Annotated in this window: 27 protein-coding genes; 20 read left to right on the top strand and 7 right to left on the bottom strand. The window is 62.7% G+C overall.

Features of this window, described 5'->3' with window-relative positions; genetic code table 11:
- Nucleotides 1-157: 157 nt before the first annotated feature.
- On the top strand, nt 158-1,747 hold the full coding sequence (locus P0Y58_02790; protein WEK31136.1) for an ABC transporter substrate-binding protein: 1,590 nt from the start codon (nt 158-160) through the stop codon (nt 1,745-1,747).
- A gap of 123 nt (nt 1,748-1,870) precedes the next feature.
- Here P0Y58_02790 and radC read toward each other — a convergent pair whose 3' ends face one another.
- Nucleotides 1,871-2,551 carry a DNA repair protein RadC gene (gene radC, locus P0Y58_02785; protein ID WEK31135.1) on the bottom strand — a complete coding sequence of 227 codons (681 nt, stop codon included), beginning with the start codon at nt 2,549-2,551 and terminating at the stop codon, nt 1,871-1,873.
- 128 nt (nt 2,552-2,679) lie between these two features.
- Here radC and coaBC point away from each other — a divergent pair, with 128 nt between their 5' ends.
- From coaBC to P0Y58_02750, 7 genes are all read left to right on the top strand, one after another.
- Nucleotides 2,680-3,891: a bifunctional phosphopantothenoylcysteine decarboxylase/phosphopantothenate--cysteine ligase CoaBC gene (coaBC, locus tag P0Y58_02780; protein WEK31134.1), complete on the top strand. Its 1,212-nt coding sequence runs from the start codon at nt 2,680-2,682 to the stop codon at nt 3,889-3,891.
- Nucleotides 3,892-3,896: 5 nt separating this feature from the next.
- Nucleotides 3,897-4,352, top strand: a complete 456-nt coding sequence (gene dut / locus P0Y58_02775) for a dUTP diphosphatase (protein ID WEK31133.1) — start codon at nt 3,897-3,899, stop codon at nt 4,350-4,352.
- A gap of 111 nt (nt 4,353-4,463) precedes the next feature.
- Nucleotides 4,464-5,864, top strand: a complete 1,401-nt coding sequence (locus tag P0Y58_02770) for a phosphomannomutase/phosphoglucomutase (GenBank protein ID WEK31132.1) — start codon at nt 4,464-4,466, stop codon at nt 5,862-5,864.
- A gap of 30 nt (nt 5,865-5,894) precedes the next feature.
- Nucleotides 5,895-6,800 carry an acetylglutamate kinase gene (argB, locus tag P0Y58_02765; GenBank protein ID WEK31131.1) on the top strand — a complete coding sequence of 302 codons (906 nt, stop codon included), beginning with the start codon at nt 5,895-5,897 and terminating at the stop codon, nt 6,798-6,800.
- Nucleotides 6,801-6,879: 79 nt separating this feature from the next.
- On the top strand, nt 6,880-7,560 hold the full coding sequence (locus P0Y58_02760; GenBank protein WEK31130.1) for a CsgG/HfaB family protein: 681 nt from the start codon (nt 6,880-6,882) through the stop codon (nt 7,558-7,560).
- A gap of 27 nt (nt 7,561-7,587) precedes the next feature.
- On the top strand, nt 7,588-7,956 hold the full coding sequence (locus P0Y58_02755; GenBank protein WEK31129.1) for a DUF4810 domain-containing protein: 369 nt from the start codon (nt 7,588-7,590) through the stop codon (nt 7,954-7,956).
- A complete protein-coding gene (locus P0Y58_02750) occupies nt 7,953-8,612 on the top strand; it encodes a DUF799 domain-containing protein (protein ID WEK31128.1) in 660 nt (219 codons plus the stop codon). Before P0Y58_02755 ends, P0Y58_02750 begins: the two co-directional genes overlap by 4 nt.
- A 69-nt stretch (nt 8,613-8,681) precedes the next feature.
- Here P0Y58_02750 and pyrE read toward each other — a convergent pair whose 3' ends face one another.
- A complete protein-coding gene (pyrE, locus tag P0Y58_02745; protein ID WEK31127.1) occupies nt 8,682-9,323 on the bottom strand; it encodes an orotate phosphoribosyltransferase in 642 nt (213 codons plus the stop codon).
- A gap of 80 nt (nt 9,324-9,403) precedes the next feature.
- On the opposite strand from pyrE, the gene P0Y58_02740 reads away from it, so the two are divergent.
- Nucleotides 9,404-10,183, top strand: a complete 780-nt coding sequence (locus P0Y58_02740; GenBank protein WEK31126.1) for an exodeoxyribonuclease III — start codon at nt 9,404-9,406, stop codon at nt 10,181-10,183.
- 59 nt (nt 10,184-10,242) lie between these two features.
- Here P0Y58_02740 and rph read toward each other — a convergent pair whose 3' ends face one another.
- Entirely contained in the window at nt 10,243-10,965 is a 723-nt protein-coding gene (rph, locus tag P0Y58_02735; protein ID WEK31125.1) for a ribonuclease PH, read from the bottom strand.
- A gap of 228 nt (nt 10,966-11,193) precedes the next feature.
- On the opposite strand from rph, the gene P0Y58_02730 reads away from it, so the two are divergent.
- Both P0Y58_02730 and gmk read left to right on the top strand, forming a co-directional pair.
- Nucleotides 11,194-12,057, top strand: coding sequence for a YicC family protein (locus P0Y58_02730; protein ID WEK31124.1), 864 nt, complete (start codon nt 11,194-11,196; stop codon nt 12,055-12,057).
- Between the two features lie 13 nt (nt 12,058-12,070).
- Entirely contained in the window at nt 12,071-12,691 is a 621-nt protein-coding gene (gene gmk, locus P0Y58_02725; protein ID WEK31123.1) for a guanylate kinase, read from the top strand.
- A gap of 135 nt (nt 12,692-12,826) precedes the next feature.
- Here the strand turns inward: gmk and P0Y58_02720 are convergent, their stop codons facing one another.
- The 3 genes from P0Y58_02720 to P0Y58_02710 all read right to left on the bottom strand — a co-directional run bounded on the left by P0Y58_02720 (nt 12,827) and on the right by P0Y58_02710 (nt 16,642).
- A complete protein-coding gene (locus tag P0Y58_02720; GenBank protein WEK31122.1) occupies nt 12,827-14,368 on the bottom strand; it encodes an APC family permease in 1,542 nt (513 codons plus the stop codon).
- Between the two features lie 113 nt (nt 14,369-14,481).
- Entirely contained in the window at nt 14,482-15,255 is a 774-nt protein-coding gene (locus tag P0Y58_02715) for a gamma-glutamyl-gamma-aminobutyrate hydrolase family protein (GenBank protein ID WEK31121.1), read from the bottom strand.
- Nucleotides 15,256-15,259: 4 nt separating this feature from the next.
- A complete protein-coding gene (locus tag P0Y58_02710; protein ID WEK31120.1) occupies nt 15,260-16,642 on the bottom strand; it encodes a glutamine synthetase family protein in 1,383 nt (460 codons plus the stop codon).
- Nucleotides 16,643-16,848: 206 nt separating this feature from the next.
- On the opposite strand from P0Y58_02710, the gene P0Y58_02705 reads away from it, so the two are divergent.
- From P0Y58_02705 to P0Y58_02685, 5 genes are all read left to right on the top strand, one after another.
- Entirely contained in the window at nt 16,849-17,721 is an 873-nt protein-coding gene (locus P0Y58_02705) for a LysR family transcriptional regulator (protein ID WEK31119.1), read from the top strand.
- A 205-nt stretch (nt 17,722-17,926) separates the two neighbouring features.
- Entirely contained in the window at nt 17,927-18,190 is a 264-nt protein-coding gene (gene rpoZ / locus P0Y58_02700; GenBank protein WEK31118.1) for a DNA-directed RNA polymerase subunit omega, read from the top strand.
- A gap of 59 nt (nt 18,191-18,249) precedes the next feature.
- Complete coding sequence (gene spoT / locus P0Y58_02695) at nt 18,250-20,358, top strand: bifunctional GTP diphosphokinase/guanosine-3',5'-bis pyrophosphate 3'-pyrophosphohydrolase (protein WEK31117.1); 2,109 nt, start codon at nt 18,250-18,252, stop codon at nt 20,356-20,358.
- Nucleotides 20,359-20,381: 23 nt separating this feature from the next.
- Nucleotides 20,382-20,762: a RidA family protein gene (locus tag P0Y58_02690; GenBank protein ID WEK31116.1), complete on the top strand. Its 381-nt coding sequence runs from the start codon at nt 20,382-20,384 to the stop codon at nt 20,760-20,762.
- Nucleotides 20,763-20,821: 59 nt separating this feature from the next.
- Nucleotides 20,822-21,553 (top strand): hypothetical protein, encoded by a 732-nt coding sequence (locus P0Y58_02685; protein WEK31115.1) that lies wholly within the window; start codon nt 20,822-20,824, stop codon nt 21,551-21,553.
- Nucleotides 21,554-21,679: 126 nt separating this feature from the next.
- Here the strand turns inward: P0Y58_02685 and P0Y58_02680 are convergent, their stop codons facing one another.
- On the bottom strand, nt 21,680-22,549 hold the full coding sequence (locus P0Y58_02680) for an SDR family oxidoreductase (protein WEK31114.1): 870 nt from the start codon (nt 22,547-22,549) through the stop codon (nt 21,680-21,682).
- 191 nt (nt 22,550-22,740) lie between these two features.
- Here P0Y58_02680 and exbB point away from each other — a divergent pair, with 191 nt between their 5' ends.
- The 4 genes from exbB (at nt 22,741) to P0Y58_02660 (ending at nt 25,902) form a co-directional block, all read left to right on the top strand.
- Nucleotides 22,741-23,721, top strand: a complete 981-nt coding sequence (exbB, locus tag P0Y58_02675; protein ID WEK31113.1) for a tonB-system energizer ExbB — start codon at nt 22,741-22,743, stop codon at nt 23,719-23,721.
- A 3-nt stretch (nt 23,722-23,724) separates the two neighbouring features.
- On the top strand, nt 23,725-24,153 hold the full coding sequence (gene exbD / locus P0Y58_02670; GenBank protein WEK31112.1) for a TonB system transport protein ExbD: 429 nt from the start codon (nt 23,725-23,727) through the stop codon (nt 24,151-24,153).
- On the top strand, nt 24,150-24,881 hold the full coding sequence (locus tag P0Y58_02665; GenBank protein ID WEK31111.1) for an energy transducer TonB: 732 nt from the start codon (nt 24,150-24,152) through the stop codon (nt 24,879-24,881). The genes exbD and P0Y58_02665 overlap by 4 nt, the downstream gene beginning before the upstream one ends.
- A 94-nt stretch (nt 24,882-24,975) precedes the next feature.
- Nucleotides 24,976-25,902 carry a LysR substrate-binding domain-containing protein gene (locus tag P0Y58_02660; GenBank protein WEK31110.1) on the top strand — a complete coding sequence of 309 codons (927 nt, stop codon included), beginning with the start codon at nt 24,976-24,978 and terminating at the stop codon, nt 25,900-25,902.
- Nucleotides 25,903-25,904: the final 2 nt, after the last annotated feature.

Raw genomic sequence — 25,904 nt, 5'->3', positions numbered from 1 at the left:
AACGCGCCGGGCCAGCATAGCGGCAGGCCCCGGCAGCCGTCGACCGCTCGTCGCAGGATTTGTAAAAAAGGGTGTGGTCATTTGCCGGCGGGCGCACTAGGGTAGGCCTTTTCCAGACTGCACTGGCAGATGGGCCACTGACAGCCAAGGAGCCACCATGCGTGCCGCCGCCCTTTCACTCTTGTTCACCTCCTTGTTCGCTGCCGGCGTTGCCCAGGCCGCCCCGCTGAGCGTTTGCAGCGAAGCCAGCCCCGAAGGCTTCGACGTGGTGCAATACAACTCGCTGACTACGACCAACGCCACGGCCGACGTGCTGATGAACCGCCTGGTTGAGTTCGACGCGGCGCAAGGCAAGGTGGTACCCAGCCTGGCAGCCAGTTGGACGGTATCTGCCGACGGCCTGATGTATGACTTCACCCTGCGTGACGGCGTGCAGTTCCACAATACTCCGTACTTCAAACCCAGCCGTGAACTGAATGCCGATGACGTGCTGTTCAGCTTCCAGCGCATGCTCTACCCAGCCCACGCCTGGCACAAGACTGCACCGGGCGGCTACCCGCATGCCCAGTCGCTGCAACTGGGCAGCCTGATCAAGGCAATCGAGGCGCCGGCGCCGAACACCGTGCGCTTCACCCTGAGCCACCCGGACGCCACCTTCCTGGCCACCCTGAGCATGGGCTTCGCCTCGATCTACTCCGCCGAATATGCCGACAAACTGCTCAAGGCCGGCACCCCTGAGAAGCTCAACAGCCAGCCGATAGGCACCGGGCCATTTGTGTTCCAGCGCTTCCAGAAGGACGCCGTGGTGCGCTACCGCGCCAACCCGGACTACTTCGCCGGCAAGCCGGCGGTCGACCCGCTGATCTTCGCCATCACCACCGATGCCAACGTACGCCTGCAGAAGCTCAAGCGTGGTGAATGCCAGGTTGCCCTGTCGCCCAAGCCACTGGACGTTGCTGAAGCGGGCAAGGACGGCAACCTCAAGGTAGCCACCGCCCCGGCGTTCATGACCGCCTTCGTCGCCATCAACAGCCAGCACCCGCCACTGGACAAGCCGGAAGTGCGCCAGGCGATCAACCTGGCCTTCGACAAGCAGGCGTACCTCAAGGCGGTGTTCGAGGGCTCGGCGGTGGCTGCCAACGGCCCCTACCCGCCCAACACCTGGAGCTATGCCAAGGACCTGCCCGGCTACCCGCTGGACCTGAAAAAAGCCAAGGCCCTGCTGACCAAGGCCGGCCTTGGCGATGGCTTCAGCACCACCATCTGGACGCGGCCGTCGGGCAGCTTGCTCAACCCCAACCCGAGCCTTGGCGCGCAGATGCTGCAGGCCGACCTGGCCAAAATTGGCGTGAAAGCGGAAATCCGCGTGATCGAATGGGGCGAGCTGATCCGCCGCGCCAAGGCTGGCGAGCATGACCTGCTGTTCATGGGTTGGGCCGGCGACAACGGCGACCCGGACAACTTCCTCAGCCCACAGTTTTCCTGTGCGGCGGTGGAGTCGGGGACCAACTTCGCACGCTTCTGCGACAACCGCCTGGACCAGCTGATCAGCGCCGGGCGTACTACCAATGACCAAAGCGTGCGCAGCCGGTTGTACCAGCAGGCGCAGACGCTGATCCAGCAGCAGGCGTTGTGGGTGCCGCTGGCGCACCCGACGGCGGCGACACTGCTGCGCCAGGAGGTCGAGGGGTACCAGGTAAGCCCGTTCGGGCGGCTGGATTTCAGCAAGGTGTCGGTGACCAAATAAAACTGCACCGGCCTCTTCGCGGGCTTGCCCGCTCCCACAGGGACTGCACAACACGTAGGGTGGGTGCGATACCTGTGGGAGCGGGCGAGCCCGCGAAGAGGCCGGCACAGGCAGCACAAAGCCCTAAGCCACAATCCACCCATGCTCGACCATCGATAGCGGCTCCCCGTCACCGATGATGAGGTGATCCAGCACCCGCACATCGATCAACGCCAACCCCCGCTTCAGCGACACAGTCAGATGCACATCGTCCTGGCTCGGCTCACTGTTTCCAGAAGGATGGTTATGGCACAGGATCAATGCCGCAGCGTTATGCACCAGCGCCCGCCGCACCACCTCCCGCGGATAGACACTGGTCCGGTCTATCGTGCCCCTGAACAGGATTTCAAACGCCAACGGCCTATGTTTGGTATCCAGAAACAGGCAGCCGAATACCTCACTGGCCTCATGTCGCAGCATCGCTTTCAAATAGCGCCGCACCGCTTCCGGGCTGTCCATGGCTGATTCACGTTCAATCGAAGTTGCCAGGTGCCTGCGCCCGATCTCCAGCAACGCCTGTAACTGACCATACCTCACCGGCCCCAAACCCAGTTCACCCATGAACGCTTCGCGGTCGGCCTCCAGCAACCGGCGCAAGCTACCGAACTTCACCAGCAAACCTCGTGAAAGCTCCACGACATTGCACCCTCGTACACCTGAACCGAGAAACACAGCCAGCAACTCCGTATCGGTCAGGCTCCCGGCCCCCCGCTGCAACAGCTTCTCCCGCGGCCGCTCTTCAGCCGGCCAATCCCTGATATTCATCCCGCCCCTCTGCCCATGCTGCGGCCCATTTCGGCCCTGTGTTAATCTATTTCGCCTCGTACATGCGACGTACTGCCGCAGGCATATTCAAACGTCGCCGCCCGCTCTCACTGGAAAAAGGCAAGCCTATGCAGCGGCTGTATCGCAAGCGCATCGTTCTCGGCGTAGGGGGTGGCATTGCCGCCTACAAAAGCGCCGAACTGATTCGCCGACTCCTGGAGCACGGCGCGCAGGTGCGCGTCGTCATGACCCGTGGTGGTGCCGAATTCATCACCCCGCTGACCCTGCAGGCGCTGTCGGGCCACCCGGTGCACATGGACCTGCTCGACCCGGCCGCCGAAGCGGCGATGGGCCATATCGAACTGGCCAAGTGGGCCGACCTGGTGCTGATCGCCCCGGCCACCGCCGACCTGATGGCGCGCATGGCCCAAGGCATGGCCGATGACCTGTTGACCACCCTGGTGCTAGCCACCGACGCCACCGTTGCCGTAGCCCCGGCCATGAACCAGGCCATGTGGCGCGATCCTGCTACCCAGGCCAACCTCGATTTGCTCAAAAGCCGTGGCATTCAGGTGTTCGGCCCGGCCTCCGGCAGCCAGGCCTGTGGCGACGTCGGCCTGGGCCGCATGCTCGAAGCCACCGACCTGGCCTGGTGCGCCGCGGAAAGCTTCAAGCGCCAGGCCCTGACCGGCAAGCACGTGCTGATCACCGCCGGCCCGACCCAGGAAAACATCGACCCGGTGCGCTACATCACCAATCATAGCTCCGGCAAGATGGGCTTCGCCCTGGCCGAAGCGGCTGCCGAAGCCGGGGCTCGGGTCACCCTCGTCACGGGCCCTGTGCACCTGCCAACACCGGACCGGGTCAGCCGCATCGACGTGGTCAGCGCGCGGGACATGCTCGCGGCCTGTGAAGCGGCCATGCCGTGCGACCTGTTCATCGCCTCGGCGGCGGTTGCGGACTACCGCCCGGAAGTGGTTGCCGCACAAAAATTGAAGAAAGATCCTACGACCGGCGACGGCATGCTGCTGCAGATGGTGCGCAATCCCGATATCCTTGCCACCATCGCTGGCCGCGCCGACCGCCCGTTCAGCGTCGGCTTTGCCGCCGAGACCGAACACTTGCTCGATTACGCCACGCGCAAGCTCAAGGACAAGAACCTCGACCTGATCGTCGCCAATGATGTGGCCAACCCCAGCATCGGCTTCAACAGCGAAGAAAACGCCTTGACCGTGATCGACCGCCAGCAGCACCAGACACTCTTCGCGCAGACCAGCAAAGGCAAGATCGCCCGGCAACTGGTCGCCTTCATCGCCGAACGGCTCAATCAGGTTCAATAAGTTACATGCACGCTCTTCAAGCCAAGATCCTCGACCCACGCCTGGGCAGCGAATTCCCGCTGCCGACCTACGCCACCCCCGGCTCCGCCGGCCTGGACCTGCGCGCCCTGCTCAAGGAGGACACCGTCCTCGAACCAGGCCAGACCCTGCTGATTCCTACCGGCCTGTCGATCTACATCGGCGACCCGGGCCTGGCAGCAGTGATCCTGCCGCGCTCGGGCCTGGGCCATAAGCACGGCATCGTGCTGGGCAACCTGGTCGGCCTGATCGACTCGGACTACCAGGGCGAGCTGATGGTGTCGTGCTGGAACCGTGGCAACACGCCGTTCACCATCGCTGTTGGCGAACGCATCGCCCAGCTGGTGCTGGTCCCGGTGGTACAGGCCCATTTCGACATCGTCGAAGCGTTCGATGAAAGCCAGCGTGGCGCTGGCGGCTTCGGTCACTCCGGCAGCCACTGAGCCGGCAAATGACCGTTCAGGCCAAGGATGGCGAACTCTCTGGCGAAAGCACCGTCCAAGCGTTCAGTTTGCGCCTGCCCAGAAGGCCTTTGACTTATGGAGCTTCCAGAGATGAACGACATGGCCCACCTGGTCCCCGCCGCGCTGCCAGACAGCATTTTCCGCGCCTATGACATTCGCGGCGTGGTCGGCAGAACCCTCCACGCCGATACCGCCTACTGGATCGGCCGCGCCATCGGCGCGCAGAGCCTGGCCCAGGGCGAACCGCAGGTTTCGGTCGGCCGTGATGGCCGCCTGTCAGGCCCGATGCTGGTCGAACAGCTGATCAAGGGCTTGGTCGATGCCGGTTGCCACGTCAGCGACGTCGGCCTGGTACCCACCCCGGCGCTGTACTACGCAGCGAACGTGCTGGCGGGCAAATCAGGCGTGATGCTGACCGGCAGCCACAACCCGTCGGACTACAACGGTTTCAAGATCGTCATCGCCGGTGACACCCTGGCCAACGAACAGATCCAGGCCCTGCTGACGCGCCTGAAAACCAATGACCTGACCCGTGGTGAAGGCCGCGTGGAAAAGGTCGAGATCCTTGACCGCTACTTCCGGCAGATCGTCGACGACGTGAAGCTTGCGAAGAAGCTCAAGGTGGTCGTTGACTGCGGCAACGGCGCCGCCGGCGTAGTCGCACCGCAGCTGATCGAAGCCCTGGGCTGCGAAGTGATCCCGCTGTTCTGCGAAGTTGACGGCAACTTCCCCAACCACCACCCGGACCCGGGCAAGCCTGAAAACCTCGAAGACCTGATCGCCAAGGTCAAGGAAACCGGTGCCGACATTGGCCTGGCCTTCGACGGTGACGGCGACCGCGTGGGCGTGGTGACCAACACCGGCAGCATCGTCTACCCCGACCGCCTGCTGATGCTGTTTGCCCAGGACGTGCTGGCGCGCAATCCGGGCGCCGAGATCATCTTCGACGTCAAATGCACCCGTCGCCTGACCCCGCTGATCGAACAGCTAGGCGGCCGCGCGTTAATGTGGAAAACCGGCCATTCGTTGATCAAGAAGAAGATGAAACAGACCGGTTCGCTGCTGGCCGGCGAGATGAGCGGTCACATCTTCATCAAGGAACGCTGGTACGGTTTTGACGACGGCATCTACAGCGCCGCGCGCCTGCTGGAGATCCTCAGCAAGGCCGGGCAGAGCGCCGAAAACCTGTTTGCCGCCTTCCCGAACGATATTTCCACGCCGGAAATCAATATTGATGTGACCGACGAGGGTAAATTCAGCATCATTGATGCACTGCAACGCGACGCCGACTGGGGCGAAGCCAGCCTGACCACCATCGACGGTGTGCGGGTCGACTACACCCACGGCTGGGGCCTGGTTCGCGCCTCCAACACCACCCCGGTGCTGGTGCTGCGCTTCGAGGCCGACAGCGACGCCGAATTGCAACGAATCAAGGATGTTTTCCGTACCCAGTTGCTGCGGGTAGAACCTGAGCTGCAACTGCCGTTCTGACCGACTATCTGTTCCTTACAGGAGCCCTGCATGACCCTCGATCGCGATGCCGCTTCCCATGTAGCCGAGGTTTTGTCCGAAGCACTGCCTTACATCCGCCGCTTTGTCGGCAAGACCCTGGTGATCAAGTACGGCGGCAACGCGATGGAAAGCGAGGAGCTGAAAACCGGCTTCGCCCGTGACATCGTGCTGATGAAGGCTGTGGGCATCAACCCGGTGGTGGTCCACGGTGGTGGCCCGCAGATCGGCGACCTGCTCAAGCGCCTGTCGATCGAAAGCCACTTCATCGACGGCATGCGCGTCACCGACTCGGCGACCATGGACGTGGTGGAGATGGTGCTCGGGGGCCAGGTCAACAAGGACATCGTCAACCTGATCAACCGCCACGGCGGCAGCGCCATCGGCCTGACCGGCAAGGACGCGGAGCTGATCCGCGCCAAGAAGCTGACCGTCAGCCGCCAGACCCCTGAGATGACTACCCCGGAAATCATCGACATCGGCCACGTCGGCGAAGTGGTAAGCGTGAACACCGACCTGCTGAACATGCTGGTGAAGGGTGACTTCATCCCGGTGATCGCGCCGATCGGCGTGGGCGCCAACGGTGAGTCGTACAACATCAACGCCGACCTGGTGGCGGGCAAGGTGGCCGAGGCACTGAAAGCCGAGAAGCTGATGCTGCTGACCAACATCGCCGGCCTGATGGACAAGCAGGGCCAGGTCCTGACCGGCCTGACCACCGAACAGGTCAACGAACTGATCGCCGACGGCACCATCTACGGCGGCATGCTGCCGAAGATCAAATGTGCGCTGGATGCGGTGCAGGGCGGTGTGAACAGCTCGCACATCATCGACGGCCGCGTTCCGAATGCAGTGCTGCTGGAGATCTTCACCGACAGCGGCGTGGGCACCCTGATTACCAACCGCAAGCCTCGCTAATTTGCCTGACTGGGGCGTACTGACGGCTTGCCGGCCCTACGCCCCTGCTACAGATTGTTTTATCTATTGGAGAAATCGCGTGAAATACGCATCACATGGACTCGTGCTGGCAGCCGCGCTGGCTGCCGGGTCCCTCGCCGGCTGTGCTACCGAAACATCCACCGCCGTTGCCGTGCAACAGGTCGAAAGTGTCAGCCGCCCCTATAGCGGCGTGCGCGCTCCCATCGCCGTCGGAAAGTTCGACAACCGCTCCAGCTACATGCGCGGCATCTTCTCTGACGGTGTGGACCGCCTCGGAGGCCAGGCCAAGACCATCCTGATTACTCACCTGCAGCAAACCAACCGCTTCAGCGTGCTCGATCGCGACAACATGAGTGAGATCCAGCAGGAAGCTGCAATCAAGGGCCAGGCTCAACGCCTGAAAGGGGCAGACTTCGTAGTAACTGGCGACGTCACCGAGTTCGGCCGCAAGGAAGTCGGCGACCACCAGCTGTTTGGCATTCTCGGACGAGGCAAGACCCAGATCGCCTACGCAAAGGTAGCGCTGAATATCGTCAACATCAGCACTTCCGAAGTGGTCTACTCAAGCCAGGGGGCAGGTGAATACGCGCTGTCCAACCGCGAGATCATTGGCTTTGGCGGCACCGCAAGTTACGACTCGACGCTCAACGGCAAGGTCCTGGATCTGGCCATGCGCGAAGCGGTGAACAAACTGGTGGGCGCAGTCGAAAGCGGCCAGTGGAACCCCAAGGCTCAGTAACAGCCTTATTCCAGGAAGGACTCCTCCATGAGCATTACCCTCCCGGCCATGCGCAGCTGCGCTGGCCTTGTGCTGGGCAGCATTCTGCTGGCCGGCTGCAACGCACCTAAACCGCTGTACCAGTGGGAAAGCTACCAGCCACAGGTTTACGGCTACCTGAAAGGCGACTCGAAAGAAGAGCAGGTGACAGCCCTCGAGCGCGACCTGGAGAAAATCAAGGCAAAGAACGGCGCCGTGCCGCCGGGCTACCACGCCCAGCTAGGCCTGCTGTACTCCGGACTGGGCAAGGATGACCAGATGATTCAGCAGTTGCGCACCGAAAAAGCCTTGTTCCCCGAGTCGGCGGCGTATATGGACTTCCTGATGAGCAATGCCAGCAAGGGAGCCCAGCAATGATCAAGCGCATCACCCAACTGCTGGCAGGCGCCTGCATCCTGGCCCTGTTCACCGGCTGCGCTGAGCGCAAGACCATCGATTACTCGGCCTATAAGCAAAGTCGTCCGAAGTCGATCCTGATCCTGCCGCCGCTCAACGAATCGCCCGATGTGAAGGCGACCTACAGCATGCTGTCGCAGGTCACCTACCCACTGGCAGAGGCTGGCTACTACGTGATGCCAGTGGCGCTGGTAGACGAAACCTTCCGCCAGAACGGCATGACCACCCCGGCGGATATTCATCAACTACCGACTGCCAAACTGCATGAAATCTTCGGCGCCGACGCTGGCCTGTACGTAACGGTATCCGACTATGGCACCCGCTACATGGTCATCAGCAGCGCGACCATTGTCACCGCCAATGCCAAACTGGTCGACCTGAAGACCGGCACCACGCTCTGGACTGGCAGTGCCACAGCCTCCAGCCAGGAGAACCAGCAGAACCAAGGCGGCTTGATCGGCATGCTCGTAGCGGCGGCGATCAACCAGATCATCAGCAGCGTGCAGGACGATGCCGGCTACCCCATTGCCGGCATGGCCAGCGCTCGACTACTCGCGCCTTACCCGAACGGCGGTATCCTCTACGGGCCGCGATCGCCCAAGTACGGCACGGACTGAGGCCGGCACAGGCGACACAAAAAAGGCGACCTTCACAAGAAGGTCGCCTTTTTCATTTCCAGGCCAGGATCAGATCCCGTACTGCGCCCGGTAAGCCTCGACAGCCGGCAGATGCTGCTTGAGCTGCGGGTCATCAGCCAGGAACTCCAGCACCTGGGTCAGCGAAACAATGCTGACCACCGGGATACCGAAGTCGCGCTCTACTTCCTGGATCGCCGACAGCTCGCCATTGCCACGCTCTTCGCGGTTCAGCGCGATCAGCACACCAGCGGCCTTGGCTTGCTGGGCGTTGATGATCTGCATGACCTCACGAATGGCGGTACCGGCAGTGATCACATCGTCGATGATCAGCACATCACCGGCCAGCGGCGCGCCGACAAGGCTGCCGCCTTCACCATGGGCCTTGGCTTCCTTGCGGTTGAAGCACCATGGCACGTCGAGCTGATGCTGGTCGGCCAGCGCCACGGCGGTGGTCGCCGCCAGCGGGATACCCTTGTAGGCCGGGCCGAACAGCACGTCGAACGGGATCTTGCTGTCGACGATGGCTGCGGCATAGCACCGCCCCAGCTCGGCCAATGCGGAGCCGGTGTTGAACAGGCCGGCATTGAAGAAATACGGGCTGGTACGCCCCGATTTCAGGGTGAATTCACCGAAACGCAGTACCCCGCGATCGATGGCAAAACGGATAAAGTCGCGCTGATACGGCTGCATGAATAGTCCCGGACACCACGGATTTAGCTAAATGGGTTGAGCTCGGGTATCATACACGCACGAGATTTTTGGGGCCATTTATGCGGATCATCAGTGTGAACGTAAATGGCATTCAGGCTGCGGCCGAGCGTGGTTTGCTCAGCTGGCTACAAGCCCAGAATGCCGACGTCATCTGCCTTCAGGATACCCGCGCCTCGGCCTTTGAACTCGATGACCCAGCTTTCCAGCTCGATGGCTATTTCCTTTATGCCTGCGACGCGGAGGTGCCCGCCCAAGGTGGTGTGGCCCTTTACTCGCGCATGCAGCCCAAGGCAGTCATCACCGGCCTGGGCTTCGAGACAGCCGACCGTTACGGGCGTTACCTGCAAGCAGATTTCGACAAAGTCAGTATTGCCACCCTGCTGTTGCCTTCGGGCATGAACGGGGATGAAGACTTGAACCAGAAGTTCAAGTTGATGGACGACTTCGCCAAGTACCTGGACAAACAGCGTCGCAAGCGTCGCGAATACATCTATTGCGGCTCGTTCTACGTGGCGCAGCAGAAGCTCGACATCAAAAACTGGCGTGACAGCCAGCAGTCGCCAGGCTTCCTGGCGCCGGAACGCGCCTGGATGGATGCGATCACCGGCGAGATGGGTTACGTCGATGCCCTGCGCGAGGTCAGCCGTGAAGGCGACCAGTACAGCTGGTGGCCGGATAACGAACAGGCCGAGATGCTCAACCTGGGCTACCGGTTCGACTACCAGATCCTCACCCCGGGCCTGCGCCGCTTCGTGCGTAATGCCCGCCTGCCGCGTCAGCCGCGCTTCTCCCAGCATGCGCCGCTGATCGTGGACTATGACTGGACGTTGACCATCTGAGTGCATCAGATACAAAAAAGCCGACATTTATGTCGGCTTTTTTGTTTCTACAGGAACAGTCAGTCAGCCAGAGCGGCCTGCTGCAGTTCGAAGATCTCGTTCATACCCTTTTGCGCCAGCGCCAGCATGGCGTTGAAGTCTTCAGGCTGGAACGGCGCGCCTTCGGCGGTGCCCTGCACCTCGATGAAGCCACCGGCGCTGGTCATTACCACGTTCAGGTCGGTCTCGGCAGCGGAGTCTTCCGGGTAGTCCAGGTCGAGCACAGCTTCGCCCTGGTACATGCCCACAGACACGGCAGCGATCATGTGCTTGAGCGGGTTGCCGCCTTTCAGGCCGCCGCGCTTCTTGATCACTGCCAGGGCGTCGCACAGGGCGACCATGGCACCGGTGATGGACGCGGTACGGGTGCCGCCATCGGCCTGGATCACGTCGCAGTCGACGTACAGGGTGATGTCACCGAGCTTGCTCATGTCCAGCGCGGCACGCAGCGAGCGGCCAATAAGGCGCTGGATTTCCAGGGTACGGCCGCCCTGCTTGCCACGGCTGGCTTCGCGCTGATTACGCTCACCGGTGGAGCGCGGCAGCATGCCGTACTCGGCGGTCAGCCAGCCTTGGCCCTGGCCTTTGAGGAAGCGCGGTACACCGTTTTCCACGCTGACCGTGCAGATGACCTTGGTGTCACCGAACTCGACCAGTACCGACCCTTCGGCGTGCTTGGTGTAGTTGCGGGTGATGCGGATCGAGCGGAGCTGATCGGCGGCGCGACCACTTGGACGTTTCATCTGGGATACCTGTACTGGGACTTTGAATCTGCCGAGCATTATAGAGCCCGCAGCGCGGGGAAGACATGCCTATTGTCGCGAGCGGAGCTGCCCGTCGCCTTTTCCTACCCCTGCAGCCACCCCTCGGTAACATAGGCGGATTGGGCGCCACGGCCTCACTGCGCTACAATCCTGCGCCTTGCAGCCGAGAGGCTCCCACCGTTCATTTATCTACGCGAGGTACTCCCCATGGTGCACAGCATGACCGCTTTTGCTCGTGTCGAGCGCGCCGGTAGCCAAGGCACCCTGGTCTGGGAGCTGCGCTCGGTCAACCACCGCTATCTGGAGCCGCACCTGCGCCTGCCCGAGGCCCTGCGCGACCTCGAAGCCGGCGTGCGTGAAGGCCTGCGCCAGGGCTTGTCGCGAGGCAAGGTGGAATGCACCCTGCGCCTCAACGAAGACAGCAACGGCAAGCCGCTGAAGGTCGACCGCGAGCGCGCCGCGCAGCTGGTGGCCGCGGCCGAGGAAGTGGCCGGCCTGATCAAACAACCGGCACCCTTGAACCCGCTGGAAGTGCTGTCGTGGCCGGGTGTGCTGGTGGCTGACACCAGTGACCCGCAGGCGCTGAACGCCGAAGCCATGGCACTGTTCGACGAAGCACTGGCCGAACTCAAGGCCGGGCGTCAGCGCGAAGGCCAGGAACTGGCCCGGCTGATCAACGAACGCCTGGACAACATGGCCAGCGAAGTCACCACCCTGCGCGCCCTGGTGCCGCAGATGCTGGCCGCGCAGCGACAGAAGATTCTCGACCGTTTCGGCGACATGCAGGCCGAACTCGACCCGCAGCGCCTGGAGCAGGAAATGGTGTTGCTGGCCCAGAAGAGCGACGTGGCTGAAGAGCTCGACCGCCTCAGCACCCACGTCACCGAAGTGCGCCGGGTGCTCAAGGGTGGCGGCGCCGCCGGCCGGCGCCTGGACTTCCTGATGCAGGAACTCAACCGCGAAGCCAACACCCTCGGTTCCAAGGCCTTCGACCCACGCAGTACGCAAGCGGCGGTCAACCTGAAGGTATTGATCGAACAGATGCGTGAACAAGTACAGAACATCGAGTAAGGCCATCCCGACCATGAACCACAGCAGCGGCACCCTTTACATCGTTTCGGCCCCTTCGGGCGCCGGCAAGACCAGCCTGGTAACGGCCTTGACCAAGGACGACCAGCAAATCCGCGTCTCGGTCTCGCACACCACCCGCACCATGCGCCCGGGCGAGCAGCACGGGGTGAACTACCACTTCGTCGTCCACGAAGAGTTCAAGGCACTGATCCAGCAAGGCGACTTCCTGGAGCATGCAGAAGTGTTCGGCAATTTCTATGGCACTTCGCGCAGCGCACTGCAGCAGACCCTGGACCAGGGCTATGACCTGATCCTGGAAATCGACTGGCAAGGCGCCCAGCAGGTCCGCAAGCTGATGCCGCAGGCAATGTCGGTGTTCATTCTGCCGCCAAGCCAGGCAGCGCTCCGCCAGCGGCTGGATGGCCGTGGGCAGGACAGCGAGGAGATCATCGCCGGGCGCATGAAAGAAGCGGTCACCGAGATGGTGCACTACGACGAGTATGACTACCTGATCATCAATGATGATTTCGACGTGGCGCTGGAGGATTTGAAGGCGGTGTTCCGCTCCAATCGCCTGGTGCTGAAGAAGCAGCAACAGCGCAACGGGGCATTGCTGAAACAGTTGGTTGGCTGAAACCGATGGGGCCGCTTTGCGGCCCATTCGCGGGACAAGCCCGCTCCCACAGGACCACCGCTGGCTTCAATGTCGGCGCAGTATCTGTGGGAGCGGGCTTGTCCCGCGAATGGGCTGCAGAGCAGCCCCTTCCAATTACTCCTGCAGCGGCAAGGTAGCCTGCTGGCGCAGGGTAGCCCCCAGGAAGTACGCCGGCGCGCGCATGCGCGACAGCAGCATCAGCCCGATGCCGAGCACCGAAATGATCGCGGCGATCACGAACACCAGCCCCAGCCCGCCCACATGCGAGCCGCTGCCAAAGTCCGGCGAGGCGCTGTCGATGGCGGTGCGCGCGAAGATCACCGAAAGGATCACCCCACCCACCAGCGGGCACATGCCCCGCATGATGAAGTGGCGCAGGCTGCTGAACAGGCTGTCGCGGAAGTACCAGACGCAGGCAAATGCCGTCAGCGAATAGTAGAAGCAGATCATCATGCCCAGCGCGGTGATGGTATCCGCCAGCACGTTCTCGCTCAGGCTACGCATGGTCACGTAGAACAGGCCCGCTGCCACACCGGCGCAAATGGTGGCGTAGCGTGGGGTCTGCGAACGTGGGCAAACGCTGGCGAACTTCGGCGGTACCGCACCGTAGTAACCCATGGCCAACAGGGTGCGAGCCGGCGCCACGAAGGTCGACTGCAGCGACGCCGCCGTGCTGGCCAGCACGGCGATGGACATCAGGATCGCCAGCGGCCCCATGACCGGGCCGGCCAGGTGAGCGAAGACGTTCTCCTGGATGCGTGGGTTGTTCAGGCCCAGCCCGGTTTCGCTGATACCGGCAAACTGCAGGGTGGCGATTGCAGTAAACAGGTACAGGCCAAGGATCAACATCACTGTCCAGGTGGCGGCCTTGCCCGGCACCTCTTCACTGCCCACCGACTCTTCGCTCACGGTCAGGCAGGTATCCCAACCCCAGAAGATGAAGATCGACAGCGACAGGCCGGCGGCAAAGGCCGAGAACGACTCGACACCAAACGGGTTGAACCAGGCGAAATCGAACTCCAGCGGTGGCGTCGCGGCGCTGCCGCCGAATGCGGCGAAGGCAAAGCCGATCAACACCAGCAACTGCAGGGCCACCAGACCATATTGCACCGTCATGGTGGTGGCTATGCCGCGACAGCAGATCCACACCGCCAGGGCGATGAACACGCAACAGGTGGCGATGTTGATCAACAGGTTGTCGGCCAACGCCGCCAGTTCATGTTGGCCGGTGATCTGCCCAAGGAACAGGTAGAAGAAGTCGACCGCCACTCCCGCCAGGTTCGACAGCACGATGGTGGTGGCAACCACTAGGCCCCAGCCGCCGATCCAGCCGATCATCGGCCCGAAGGCGCGGGCCGACCAGGTAAACGAGGTGCCGCTGTCCGGCTCTGCCGAGTTCAGCTCACGGTAGCCCAAGGCTACCAGCAGCATCGGCAGGAAGCCGACGATGAACACGGCCGGCAGGTGGGCACCCACCTCGCGCACGGTCGGGCCAAGGGCGCCGGTCAGGGTGTAGACCGGGGCGATGGTGGAAATGCCCAGTACCACGGTGGCCAGCAAGCCCAGCCGGCCTTTGGCCAGACCCTTGCTGCTCTGGGTGTTACCCGCGTCGGCCGCCACATCGGGTGGGCGGCCGGTTTCTGTGTAATTGCTCATGAGTATTTGCCGTAAATTTTGGAATTGTTTTCGCGGGCCTTGCGCACAAGGCCCGCTTTCACTCATTGAAAGCTTGCTGCCGGGAACACGTCATCCGAGACCTTAGGCTGACGTCAGAATGCCTCCTGCCGTGCGCCCTCCCGTGCTGCGTAAGCAATGCAGGCCTCGCGAAACGCCTGGAACAGGCGCAGCGAGACCGGGTTTTCGGTGAAGCGCCACTCCGGGTGCCACTGCACGCCAAGCACAAAGCCCGGCGCCGCGGGCATGGACACCGCTTCGATAAGGCCATCCGGGGCCCGTGCCTCGACGCGCAGGCCCGGGGCCAGGCGGTCGATGCCCTGGCTGTGCAGCGAGTTGACCTCGAACTGCGCCGCCAGGCCCAGGCGCTCGAACAACCCGCCTGGCTCGATGCCGACTGGGTGACGAGGGCCGTATTGCACCTCCAGGGGTGCGTCTTCAGGTTCGCGGTGGTCAAGGTAGCCAGGCATTTCCTGCACACGCTGGTGCAGGCTGCCGCCAAGCGCCACATTCAGCTCCTGGTAGCCACGGCAGATGCAAAACACCGGCACACCGGCGGCAATCGCCGCCTGCAGCAGCGGCAGGGTCAGGCGATCACGCGCCAGGTCATGCCGGGTACCGGCCGCACTGGGGGCGCCATTGTAATGATGCGGTTCGATATTTGAAGGCGAACCGGTAAAAACAATGCCGTGCAGACGGGCCAGCAGCGCTTGCGTGTCGCTGCCGCCGTCACGGGCAGGCAAGATCAGCGGCAAACCGGCAAAACCGGCAGCCTCGACATACTTGTCGCCAACCGTGTGCGACGAGTTCTTCCCCACCTGCTGGCGGCAGGCGCTGACACCGATCAAGGGGACCGCAGTTGCGCTCATGGGCTTACACCGTGTGCAGGTACCAGTTGTACTCAAGGTCGGAAATAGACACTTCGAACTCGGCCAGCTCGCTTTCCTTGCAGGCCACGAAGATATCGATGTAGTCCGGGCTGATGTATTGGTTGAGCACTTCGCTGTCGTCCAGCGCACGCAGGGCATCACGCAGGTTGTTCGGCAGGCTCTGTTCAAGCTGCTCGTAGGAGTTGCCTTCGATCGGGGCATCCGGCTCGACTTTGTTGGTCAGGCCGTGATGCACGCCGGCCAGGATTGCCGCCAGCATCAGGTACGGGTTGGCGTCAGCGCCCGCCACGCGGTGCTCCAGGCGCACGTTGTCGCTGCTGTCGGTCGGTACGCGTACGGCTACGGTGCGGTTGTCCAGGCCCCAGCTCGGTGCATTGGGCACGTAGAACTGCGCGCCGAAGCGGCGATAAGAGTTGATGTTCGGGCAAAGGAAGGCCATCGACGCCGGCATGGTCTCCAGCACGCCACCAATGGCGTGGCGCAGCGTGTCACTTTGCAGCGGGTCATCGCTTGAGAAAATATTCTTGCCGGTTTTCTTGTCCAGCAACGAAATGTGCACGTGCAGGCCGTTGCCTGCCTGGCCCGGGTACGGCTTGGCCATGAAGGTGGTGTCCATTTCATGGTCGTAGGCAACGTTCTTGATCAGGCGCTTGAGCAGGATGGCGTAGTCGCAGGCCTTCAGCGGGTCGGCCACGTGGTGCAGGTTGACTTCGAACTGCGCCGGGGCGCTTTCCTTGACGATGGCATCGGCCGGCAGGCCCTGCTCCTTGGCCGCTTCGAGCATGTCTTGCAAGCAGTCGGCATATTCGTCGAGGTCGTCGATCAGGTACACCTGGGTCGACTGCGGGCGTTTGCCGGAAATCGGCGAGCGCGGCGGTTGCGGGCGGCCGTTGAGGTTGTCCTGGTCGATCAGGTAGAACTCCAGCTCGAACGCCGCGCAGATGGTCAGGCCCAGGTCGTCGAACTTGCTCACTATCTGGCGCAGCACTTCACGCGGGTCGGCGAAGAACGGCTCACCTTCGATCTCGTGCATGGTCATCAGCAGCTGGGCAGTGGGGCGCTTTTGCCACGGCTCATTACAGAGCGTGCCGGGGATCGGGAAGCAAATACGGTCAGCATCGCCGATGTCCAGGCCAAGGCCGGTGCTCTCGACGGTGGAGCCGTTGATGTCCAGGGCGAACAGCGATGCCGGCAGGTTGATGCCCCTTTCGTAAACCTTGTGCAGGCTGGCCCGCTCGATGCGTTTGCCACGTACCACGCCGTTCATGTCGGAGATCAGCAGGTCGACGTACTGCGTGTCCGGATGGGCCTGGAGGAAGTCACTCATCTCGCTGGAAGAACTGGCGCACGGGGTTACCGACGTCATGGCTGTACATCCTTTGATTTGCTGCGGCGATGTGGGGATACGGCTGGCGCCTCACGGGCGACGATGGTTGCAGCTGTTGTTTTTTTCACTTTCCCATCGTGGGGATTGGTAACCCGACCGGGCGCATTGATTCCGGGGGGCCTTTTCACTATAAAATGGCCCTGACGCAACAGACATTGGCAATTCGGCAAGCAGAGCGTGCACCAATGCAATATCAGATCACCCATGCCGACCTCTCACTGGTCCTGGCCCTGGAACGTGGCCGCTCGCTGGCCAAAGCCGCCGAGCTGCTAAAAGTCGACGTTTCGACCGTATTCCGTTCGATCCGCCGGCTGGAGTCAGCGCTGGGCACCGCCTTGTTCGTCAAGAGCCGCAAAGGCTACCTGCCGACCGACACCGCCCAGGCCCTGGCCGAGCAGGCCGAGCGCGCCGAGCAGGCGCTGGAGGCGGCACGCATTGCCATGACCAGTGGCGAGCAGGTTGTAAGCGGCACGGTGCGCGTGACCTGTACCGAGGCGGTGATGCATAGCCTGCTGCTGCCGGCGCTGGCCGAGTTCATGCCCAACTACCCGGCCTTGTCGCTGGAAATGGGCACCTCCAACACTTTTGCCAACCTCAGCCGGCGCGACGCCGACATTGCCCTGCGCCTGACCAACACGCCGCCGGAGCACCTGGTCGGCCGCAACCTGGGCTCTACCTCTTATGTTATCTGCGGGCAGCCGCAGTGGCGCGAGCGCCTGGCCGAGTCGCCCGTCAGCGTGCCATGGATCGCTCCCGACGACTCGATGCAGGACCACCCCACCGTGGTCTGGCGCAACCAGCAACACCCAGGGTTGAGCCCGCGCTACCAATGCAGCGGCATGTCGACCATCGCCCAGCTGGTGACCGCTGGCCTGGGCGTGGCGGCGCTGCCGGATTACATGGTGCACGCCCTGCCTGGCGTGGATGCGCTGAGCGGGCCGCTGCCCGGTTGCGATACCCAACTGTGGCTGCTGACCCGACCGGATTGCCGGGCGTTGCGCTCCGTACAGACCTTGTTTGAAGAGCTGACGCCGCGGTTGCGCGGCGCGATGCTCTGAGGTTATCGTCAGGCTCAAGCGGTGGGGGTGTCTGTTCCGGCCCTTTCGCGGGTAAACCCGCTCCCACAGGGTGCGGCGGCAGGCCCGGGGATAAAGCGGCCCGGCAAAACAGCGCTTCCCTATTGGCTGGTGAATTTTTATACTATCGAGTCCGCCTGCCCATTACTGGGCTGCACGCCCACCGCATTTGCTACTGAGGAAGACCATGGCCCGCGTAACTGTTGAAGACTGCCTGGAACACGTGGATAACCGCTTCGAGCTGGTCATGCTCTCGACCAAGCGCGCTCGCCAACTGGCGACCGGCGGCAAAGAGCCACGCGTCGCGTGGGAAAACGACAAGCCGACCGTTGTTGCCCTGCGTGAAATCGCCGAAGGCATCATCACCAACGAATTCCTTGCCGCTGAAGAGATCGTCACCGAGGATCCGGTGTTCGCCGCGTTCGAGGACGAGAACAACGAGGCTGTCTGATTGATGCCAGGTCGACGTCGCACGGCGCAAGGCCCTCTTCCTCCGCAGGAGGTTAACCCATGCCGGGTATAGAAGCCTTGGCCGAACGGCTGTCGACCTACCTTGGCCCCGAACAGGTCAACCTGGTCCGGCGCGCCTATTTCTACGCCGAACAGGCCCACGACGGGCAGCGCCGCCGCAGCGGTGAGCCCTACGTGACCCATCCGCTGGCCGTGGCCAGCATCCTCGCCGACATGCACATGGACCATCAAAGCCTGATGGCGGCCATGCTGCACGACGTGATCGAAGACACCGGTATCGCCAAGGAAGCCCTCAGCCAGCAATTTGGCGAGACCGTGGCCGAACTGGTCGATGGGGTCAGCAAGCTGACCCAGATGAACTTCGAAACCAAGGCCGAGGCGCAGGCCGAAAACTTCCAGAAGATGGCCATGGCCATGGCCCGCGATATTCGCGTGATCCTGGTCAAGCTGGCCGACCGCCTGCACAACATGCGCACCCTGGAAGTGCTGTCCGGCGAAAAGCGCCGGCGCATCGCCAAGGAAACCCTCGAAATCTACGCCCCCATCGCCAATCGCCTGGGCATGCACACCGTGCGCGTCGAATTCGAGGACCTTGGCTTCAAGGCCATGCACCCGATGCGCTCGTCGCTGATTCACCGAGCGGTGAAAAGCGCACGCGGCAACCGTAAAGAGATCGTCGCCAAGATCGAGCACTCGCTGGCCAACTGCCTGGCTGCCGACGGCATCGAAGGCGAGGTCAGCGGCCGGCAGAAACACCTCTATGGCATCTACAAGAAGATGCGCGGCAAGCGCCGTGCCTTCAACGAGATCATGGACGTGTACGCTTTCCGCATCATCGTCGACAAGGTCGACACCTGCTACCGCGTGCTCGGCGCCGTGCACAACCTGTACAAGCCGCTGCCCGGTCGCTTCAAGGATTACATCGCAATCCCCAAGGCCAACGGCTACCAGTCGTTGCACACCACGCTGTTCGGCATGCACGGCGTGCCCATCGAAATCCAGATTCGCACCCGCGAAATGGAAGAGATGGCAAACAACGGCATTGCCGCGCACTGGCTGTACAAGTCCAACGACGACGAGCAGCCCAAGGGCAGCCACGCCCGCGCCCGCCAGTGGGTCAAGGGCATCCTTGAACTGCAGCAACGTGCCGGCAACTCGCTGGAATTCATCGAGAGCGTGAAGATTGACCTGTTCCCGGACGAGGTCTACGTGTTCACGCCCAAAGGCCGCATCATGGAGCTGCCCAAAGGCTCCACGGCGGTGGACTTCGCCTACGCGGTGCACACCGACGTTGGCAACAGCTGCATCGCCTGCCGCATCAACCGCCGCCTGGCGCCGCTTTCCGAACCGCTGCAAAGCGGCTCGACGGTAGAAATCGTCAGCGCCCCGGGCGCCCGGCCGAACCCGGCCTGGCTCAACTTCGTGGTTACCGGCAAGGCACGCACGCACATCCGCCACGCGCTCAAGCAACAGCGCCGCTCCGAGTCCATCAGCCTGGGCGAACGCCTGCTGAACAAGGTGCTCACCGGTTTCGACAGCAGCCTGGAGAAAATCCCCCAGGAGCGTATCCAGGCGATTCTCGCCGAGTACCGCCTGGAACTGATCGAAGACCTGCTCGAAGACATCGGCCTGGGCAACCGCATGGCCTATGTGGTCGCACGCCGCTTGCTGTCGGCCGACGGCGAGCAGCTGCCTGCGCCGGAAGGCCCGCTGGCGATCCGCGGCACCGAAGGCCTGGTGCTGAGCTACGCCAAGTGCTGCACGCCAATCCCTGGCGACCCGATCGTCGGCCACCTTTCGGCCGGCAAGGGCATGGTCGTGCACCTGGAGAATTGCCGCAACATCAGTGAAATCCGCCACAACCCGGAGAAGTGCGTGCAGCTTTCCTGGGCCAAGGACATCACCGGTGAGTTCAATGTCGAACTGCGTGTCGAGCTGGAACACCAACGCGGCCTCATCGCCCTGCTGGCCAGCAGCGTCAATGCCGCCGACGGCAACATCGAGAAGATCAGCATGGACGAACGCGACGGCCGTATCAGCGTGGTCCAACTGGTGGTCAGCGTGCACGACCGCGTGCACCTGGCGCGTGTGATCAAGAAGCTGCGTACCCTGACCGGTGTGGTCCGCATCACCCGCATGCGTACGTAGTCCGCCAACCGCAAGGAGTCATCATGAGCAAGACCGTCATTACCAGCGACAAGGCCCCAGCCGCTATCGGTACCTACTCGCAGGCGATCAAGGCCGGCAACACCGTTTACATGTCTGGCCAGATCCCGCTGGACCCGAAGACCATGGAACTGGTTGAAGGCTTCGAAGCCCAGACCGTGCAGGTATTCGAGAACCTCAAGTCCGTGGCTGAAGCCGCTGGCGGTTCGTTCAAGGACATCGTCAAGCTGAACATCTTCCTCACCGACCTGAGCCACTTCGCCAAGGTGAACGAGGTGATGGGCCGCTACTTCGAGCAACCGTACCCGGCTCGCGCCGCCATTGGCGTTGCCGCGCTGCCGAAAGGCGCCCAGGTTGAAATGGACGCCATCCTGGTCATCGAGTGATGCCCCCGGTGACGGGCAACCTGCCCGTCACCTTCCCTCCTCTGCAAGGTTACCCCGTCATGCGTCAAGCATTGCCCCTCGCGCTGGCAGCCCTGCTACTGGGCGGCTGCGCCAGCCACAAACCCGAAGATTTCAACGGCACCTGGATCAACCAGGAGGCCATCACTGCTGCGGTCAAGGGCGGCAGCCTGCGCCAAGCGCTGAATGAGCACGGCCCGGTGTTCGAGTGGAAGCTCGACGTTGCCAGCCAGCAGGCCAGCTACAGCAATGGTTTCGAGGCCGCTGACGGCCAGTTGAGCGCCAATGACAAGCAATGGCAGGCCAGCTTCGACGGCGGCCAGACCGAGCAGCTGTCGCTGGATGGCGACGAACTGCAAGCGATCGACCAGCGCGGTGCCAAACAGACGTTTGTGCGCGCCAAGGCACCGACAACTGCCAATGCACCCCTGGGCAGCAGCTTCGAGAAAGCGCTCTACCAGGCGTATCTGGGCGGCAACTGGAAGGTCGTCGAAGGCGAAGGCAAAGGTGCCAGCGTGCGCTTCAGCGACACCGGTAACGTGACCGGCTTACCGGGACCGGACCGTTTTGCACTGTGCCTGGCAGGTGACTGCGCGAGCATGGGCGGCAGCAATGACAGCCTGTGGCTGGAGCGTAACCAGCGTGGTGCACCGTTCATCATCAAGCGTGATGGCGACAAGCTGGAGATTTTCCAGGCCGTGAACCGTGCGCAGCCGGATGACATGCCGGAGCTGGCGGCGGGCAAGCGGCAGTGGGTGCTGGAGCTAAACTGAAGCACTTCTTCAGTGGTTTAGGCATTCCTTGTGGGAGCGGGCTTGTCCCGCGAACACCGGCGCAGCCGGTGCCAGGCAACGCGTCGCCTGCTTCGCGGGGCAAGCCCGCTCCCACAGGGTTGCGCATCAATCCTGGAGTTGGTCTTTCCCTTCCAGAATGGCGGCATAGCCTTCCTTGTAACTCGGATACACCGGCGCCCACCCCAACGCCCGCGCCCGGGCATTGCTGCAGCGTTTGCTGCCAGTACGCCGCACACGCTGCTCATCAGACCACTCGGTAACGCCCATGTAGGTCCGCAGCCAGGCCACCACGTCGGCCAGCGGCGCCGGGTCGTCATCAACGCCAATGTAGTAGTCGTCCAGCACCTTGCCATCCGCATCGGCCTGCAGCAGAAACGCCAGCAGGCTGGCAGCATCCTCAGCATGGATCCGGTTGCCATACAGCGGCGGCTCCTCGGCCACACGGTAACCTTGCCGCACCTGGCTCAACAGCCATTCACGGCCCGGGCCATAGATGCCGGTCAGACGCACCACGCTCGCCGCCAAACCACTGTCCAGCGCCAGCTGTTCGGCCTCCAGCATCACCCGCCCGGAATAACCTTCAGGCTCGGTGGCCGCGCCTTCCTCGATCCACTCGCCATCTTTTTGCGCATACACGCTGCTGCTGGAAACGAACAACAGGCGACGTGGGCGCTGGCCACGCTCGGTCAGCCAGGCCAAGACATGGCGCAAGCCATCCACATAGGCCGCCTGGTAACCCGCCTCATCGTGCTGGCTGGCCGCCACGCAGTACACCAGATAGTCCAGCGAACCCTGCGGCCAGTCTTGCGGGATCGACGGTTCATCCAGGTCTGCGGCAACCGGCTGGACACCCGCAGGCAACTGCCCGACAGAGCGGCGAAGACCACTGACATGCCAGCCTTTGGCCATCATTTGCAGGGCCAGACGGCCACCCACATCACCACAACCTACCACCATCACGGAAAGGTCTGACATCTCAAAACTCCCTAGACCAATTGATCAGCCCGGCCACGCTACACGATGGACGGGTAGACCATAGGCGAAAAAAGCAACAAGATTACTTTTGTTAACAAGAATTACTTGCAATAATGGCCGCCAATTTGTTCTCGGCCTACCTCGAGGCCTTGGAGAACGTTCACTCTTTTTCTTCATCAGGTCCGGCCAGCATGACACGCACTCAACCTTCCGCTTCGCCAACCCCGTCGCGCGCCTGGCGCGCCATCGCCGCGCTGACACTCAGCCTGGTGCTGGCCCCAGTGGCCATGGCCGATGAGCCAACCGCCAATACCGCCACGCCTGCTGCCGCTGCCGCTCCTGCTGCCCCGGTGGCGCCAGCCTCGGAAAGCCCGGCACCTGCCGGCGACGTACAGGCTGCAGCCCCGGCAGACTCGCAGGTAGTGGTTGACCCCGCCACCGACACGTTGGTTGAAGACACTTCCCTCGGCATGGCTCACGACCTGTCCCCATGGGGCATGTACAAGAACGCCGATATCGTGGTGAAGATCGTCATGATCGGCCTGGCCATCGCCTCCATCATCACCTGGACCATCTGGATCGCCAAAGGCTTCGAGCTGATGGGCGCCAAGCGTCGCCTGCGTGGTGAAATCGCCAGACTGAAAAAATCCGCCAGCCTCAAAGAAGCCAGCGACGTCTCCAACAAGGAAGGCACCCTGTCCCACACCCTGGTGCATGACGCCCTCGAAGAGATGCGCCTGTCGGTCAACGCCCGCGAAAAAGAAGGCATCAAGGAACGCGTCAGCTTCCGCCTGGAGCGCCTGGTTCACGCCAGCGGCCGCACCATGAGCAACGGCACCGGCGTACTCGCCACCATCGGTTCCACCGCGCCGTTCGTCGGCCTGTTCGGCACCGTATGGGGCATCATGAACAGCTTCATCGGCATCGCCAAGACCCAGACCACCAACCTGGCCGTAGTTGCCCCAGGTATCGCCGAGGCCCTGCTGGCCACCGCTCTGGGCCTGGTCGCGGCAATTCCGGCTGTAGTCATCTATAACGTCTTCGCCCGCTCCATTGCCGGCTACAAGGCACAGGTGTCCGACGCCTCCGCTCAGGTACTGCTGCTGGTCAGCCGTGACCTGGACCATCAGGGTAGCGATCGCGCTGCCCCGCACATGGTGAAAGTGGGGTAAACCATGGGCCTGCATCTCAACGAAGGTGGCGACGACCTCGCCGAAAACCACGAAATCAACGTTACGCCGTTCATCGACGTAATGCTGGTGCTGCTGATCATCTTCATGGTGGCAGCCCCCCTGGCCACGGTCGACATCAAGGTCGACCTGCCGGCCTCTACCGCCAAACCGGCACCAAGGCCCGAGAAACCGGTGTTCGTCAGCGTCAAGGCCGACCAGAAGCTGTATGTCGGCGACGATCAGGTTGCTGCGCCCGACCAGCTTGGCCCGATGCTCGACGCCAAGACCAAGGGTGACAAGGAAACCACCATCTTCTTCCAGGCTGACAAAGGCGTGGATTACGGCGACCTGATGGAAGTGATGAACAACATGCGCGCGGCCGGCTACCTCAAGGTCGGTCTGGTAGGTCTCGAGACGGCAGCCAAGAAATGACGAAAACGCGCTCAAACATGGCGCGCTACGGTGGCAGCCTGGCGATCGTGCTGGGCGTGCACGTGGTCGCCGTGGTGCTGACGCTCAACTGGTCGGTGCCCCAGGCCATCGAACTGCCTCCGGCAGCGATGATGGTCGAGCTGGCACCGTTGCCGGAGCCTGCGCCGCCGCCACCACCAAAAGCGGTTCCACAGCCACCGGCACCGGTGGAAGAACTGCCGTTGCCCAAACTGGTGGAAGCGCCCAAGCCCAAGATCGCCATCCACAAGCCGCCCAAGCCCAAGGCCAAGCCTCAGCCGCCCAAGCCTGAGAAAAAGCCTGAGCCGCCGACGGAAGCACCGCCGACCGAGCAAACGGTAGACGCACCGCCCAGCAACACGCCACCGCAGAAGTCTGCAGCGCCGGCGCCGAGCATTGCGTCCAACAGCAACGCCCTGCCAACCTGGCAGAGCGACCTGCTGCGCCACCTGGCGAAGTACAAGCGTTACCCGGAAGACGCGCGCCGTCGCGGCCTGCAGGGCATCAACCGCCTGCGCTTCGTGGTCGACGCCGAAGGCAAGGTGGTGTCGTACGCCATGGCCGGTGGTTCGGGCAGTGCTGCACTGGACCGGGCGACCCTTGAAATGATCCGTCGGGCCGGCACAGTACCCAAGCCGCCACCCGAGTTGCTGAACAATGGCACGATCGAAGTCGTGGCACCGTTCGTCTACTCGCTGGACCGCCGCTAAGACTTTTGCTTCTGTCACAAATCGGCAAGTCTGATAACGTGCGTCTATCGATTGCAGCCGCTATGCTGGGCCCGCAACTTCATGGACGCACGTTATGACCCTCACAGAATTACGCTACATCGTCACACTCGCCCAGGAACAGCATTTCGGCCATGCCGCCGAACGCTGCCACGTGAGCCAGCCGACCCTGTCGGTCGGTGTGAAGAAGCTCGAGGACGAGCTTGGCGTTCTGATCTTCGAGCGCAGCAAGAGCGCGGTCCGCCTGACCCCGGTCGGCGAAAGCATCGTCGCCCAGGCACAGAAGGTACTGGAGCAGGCCCAAGGCATTCGCGAGCTGGCCCAGGCCGGCAAGAACCAGCTGACTGCCCCGCTCAAGGTCGGTGCCATCTATACCGTCGGCCCCTACCTGTTCCCGCACCTGATCCCGCAACTGCACCGCGTAGCGCCGCAGATGCCGCTTTACATCGAAGAAAACTTCACCCACGTACTGCGTGAAAAACTGCGCAATGGTGAACTGGACGCGGTGATCATCGCCCTGCCGTTCAACGAAGCCGACGTGCTGACCATGCCGCTGTACGACGAGCCGTTCTGCGCCCTGATGCCCGCTGACCACCCGTGGACGGCGAAAAAGACCATTGATACCGCCCTGCTCAACGACAAGAGCCTGCTGTTGCTTGGTGAGGGCCACTGCTTCCGCGACCAGGTACTGGAAGCCTGCCCGACCCTGAACAAGGGGGGTGAAGGCGCGAGGCACACCACCGTCGAGTCCAGTTCGCTGGAAACCATCCGCCACATGGTGGCTTCGGGCCTGGGCGTGTCGATTCTGCCGCTGTCGGCTGTGCATAGCCATCACTACGCCCCTGGCGTCATCGAAGTGCGCCCGCTGACTGCACCGGCGCCGTTCCGTACCGTTGCCATCGCCTGGCGCGCCAGCTTCCCGCGGCCCAAGGCCATCGAGATCCTCGCCGACTCGATCCGCCTGTGCTCGGTCGCCAAAGCCCCTGCGGAACAACCGGCCTGAGT

Origin of the sequence: Candidatus Pseudomonas phytovorans (genome assembly GCA_029202525.1) — a bacterium.
Lineage (GTDB): Bacteria > Pseudomonadota > Gammaproteobacteria > Pseudomonadales > Pseudomonadaceae > Aquipseudomonas > Aquipseudomonas phytovorans.
The sequence above is the reverse complement of the archived record's forward strand: the minus strand, read 5'-3'. Positions and strand labels throughout refer to the sequence as shown.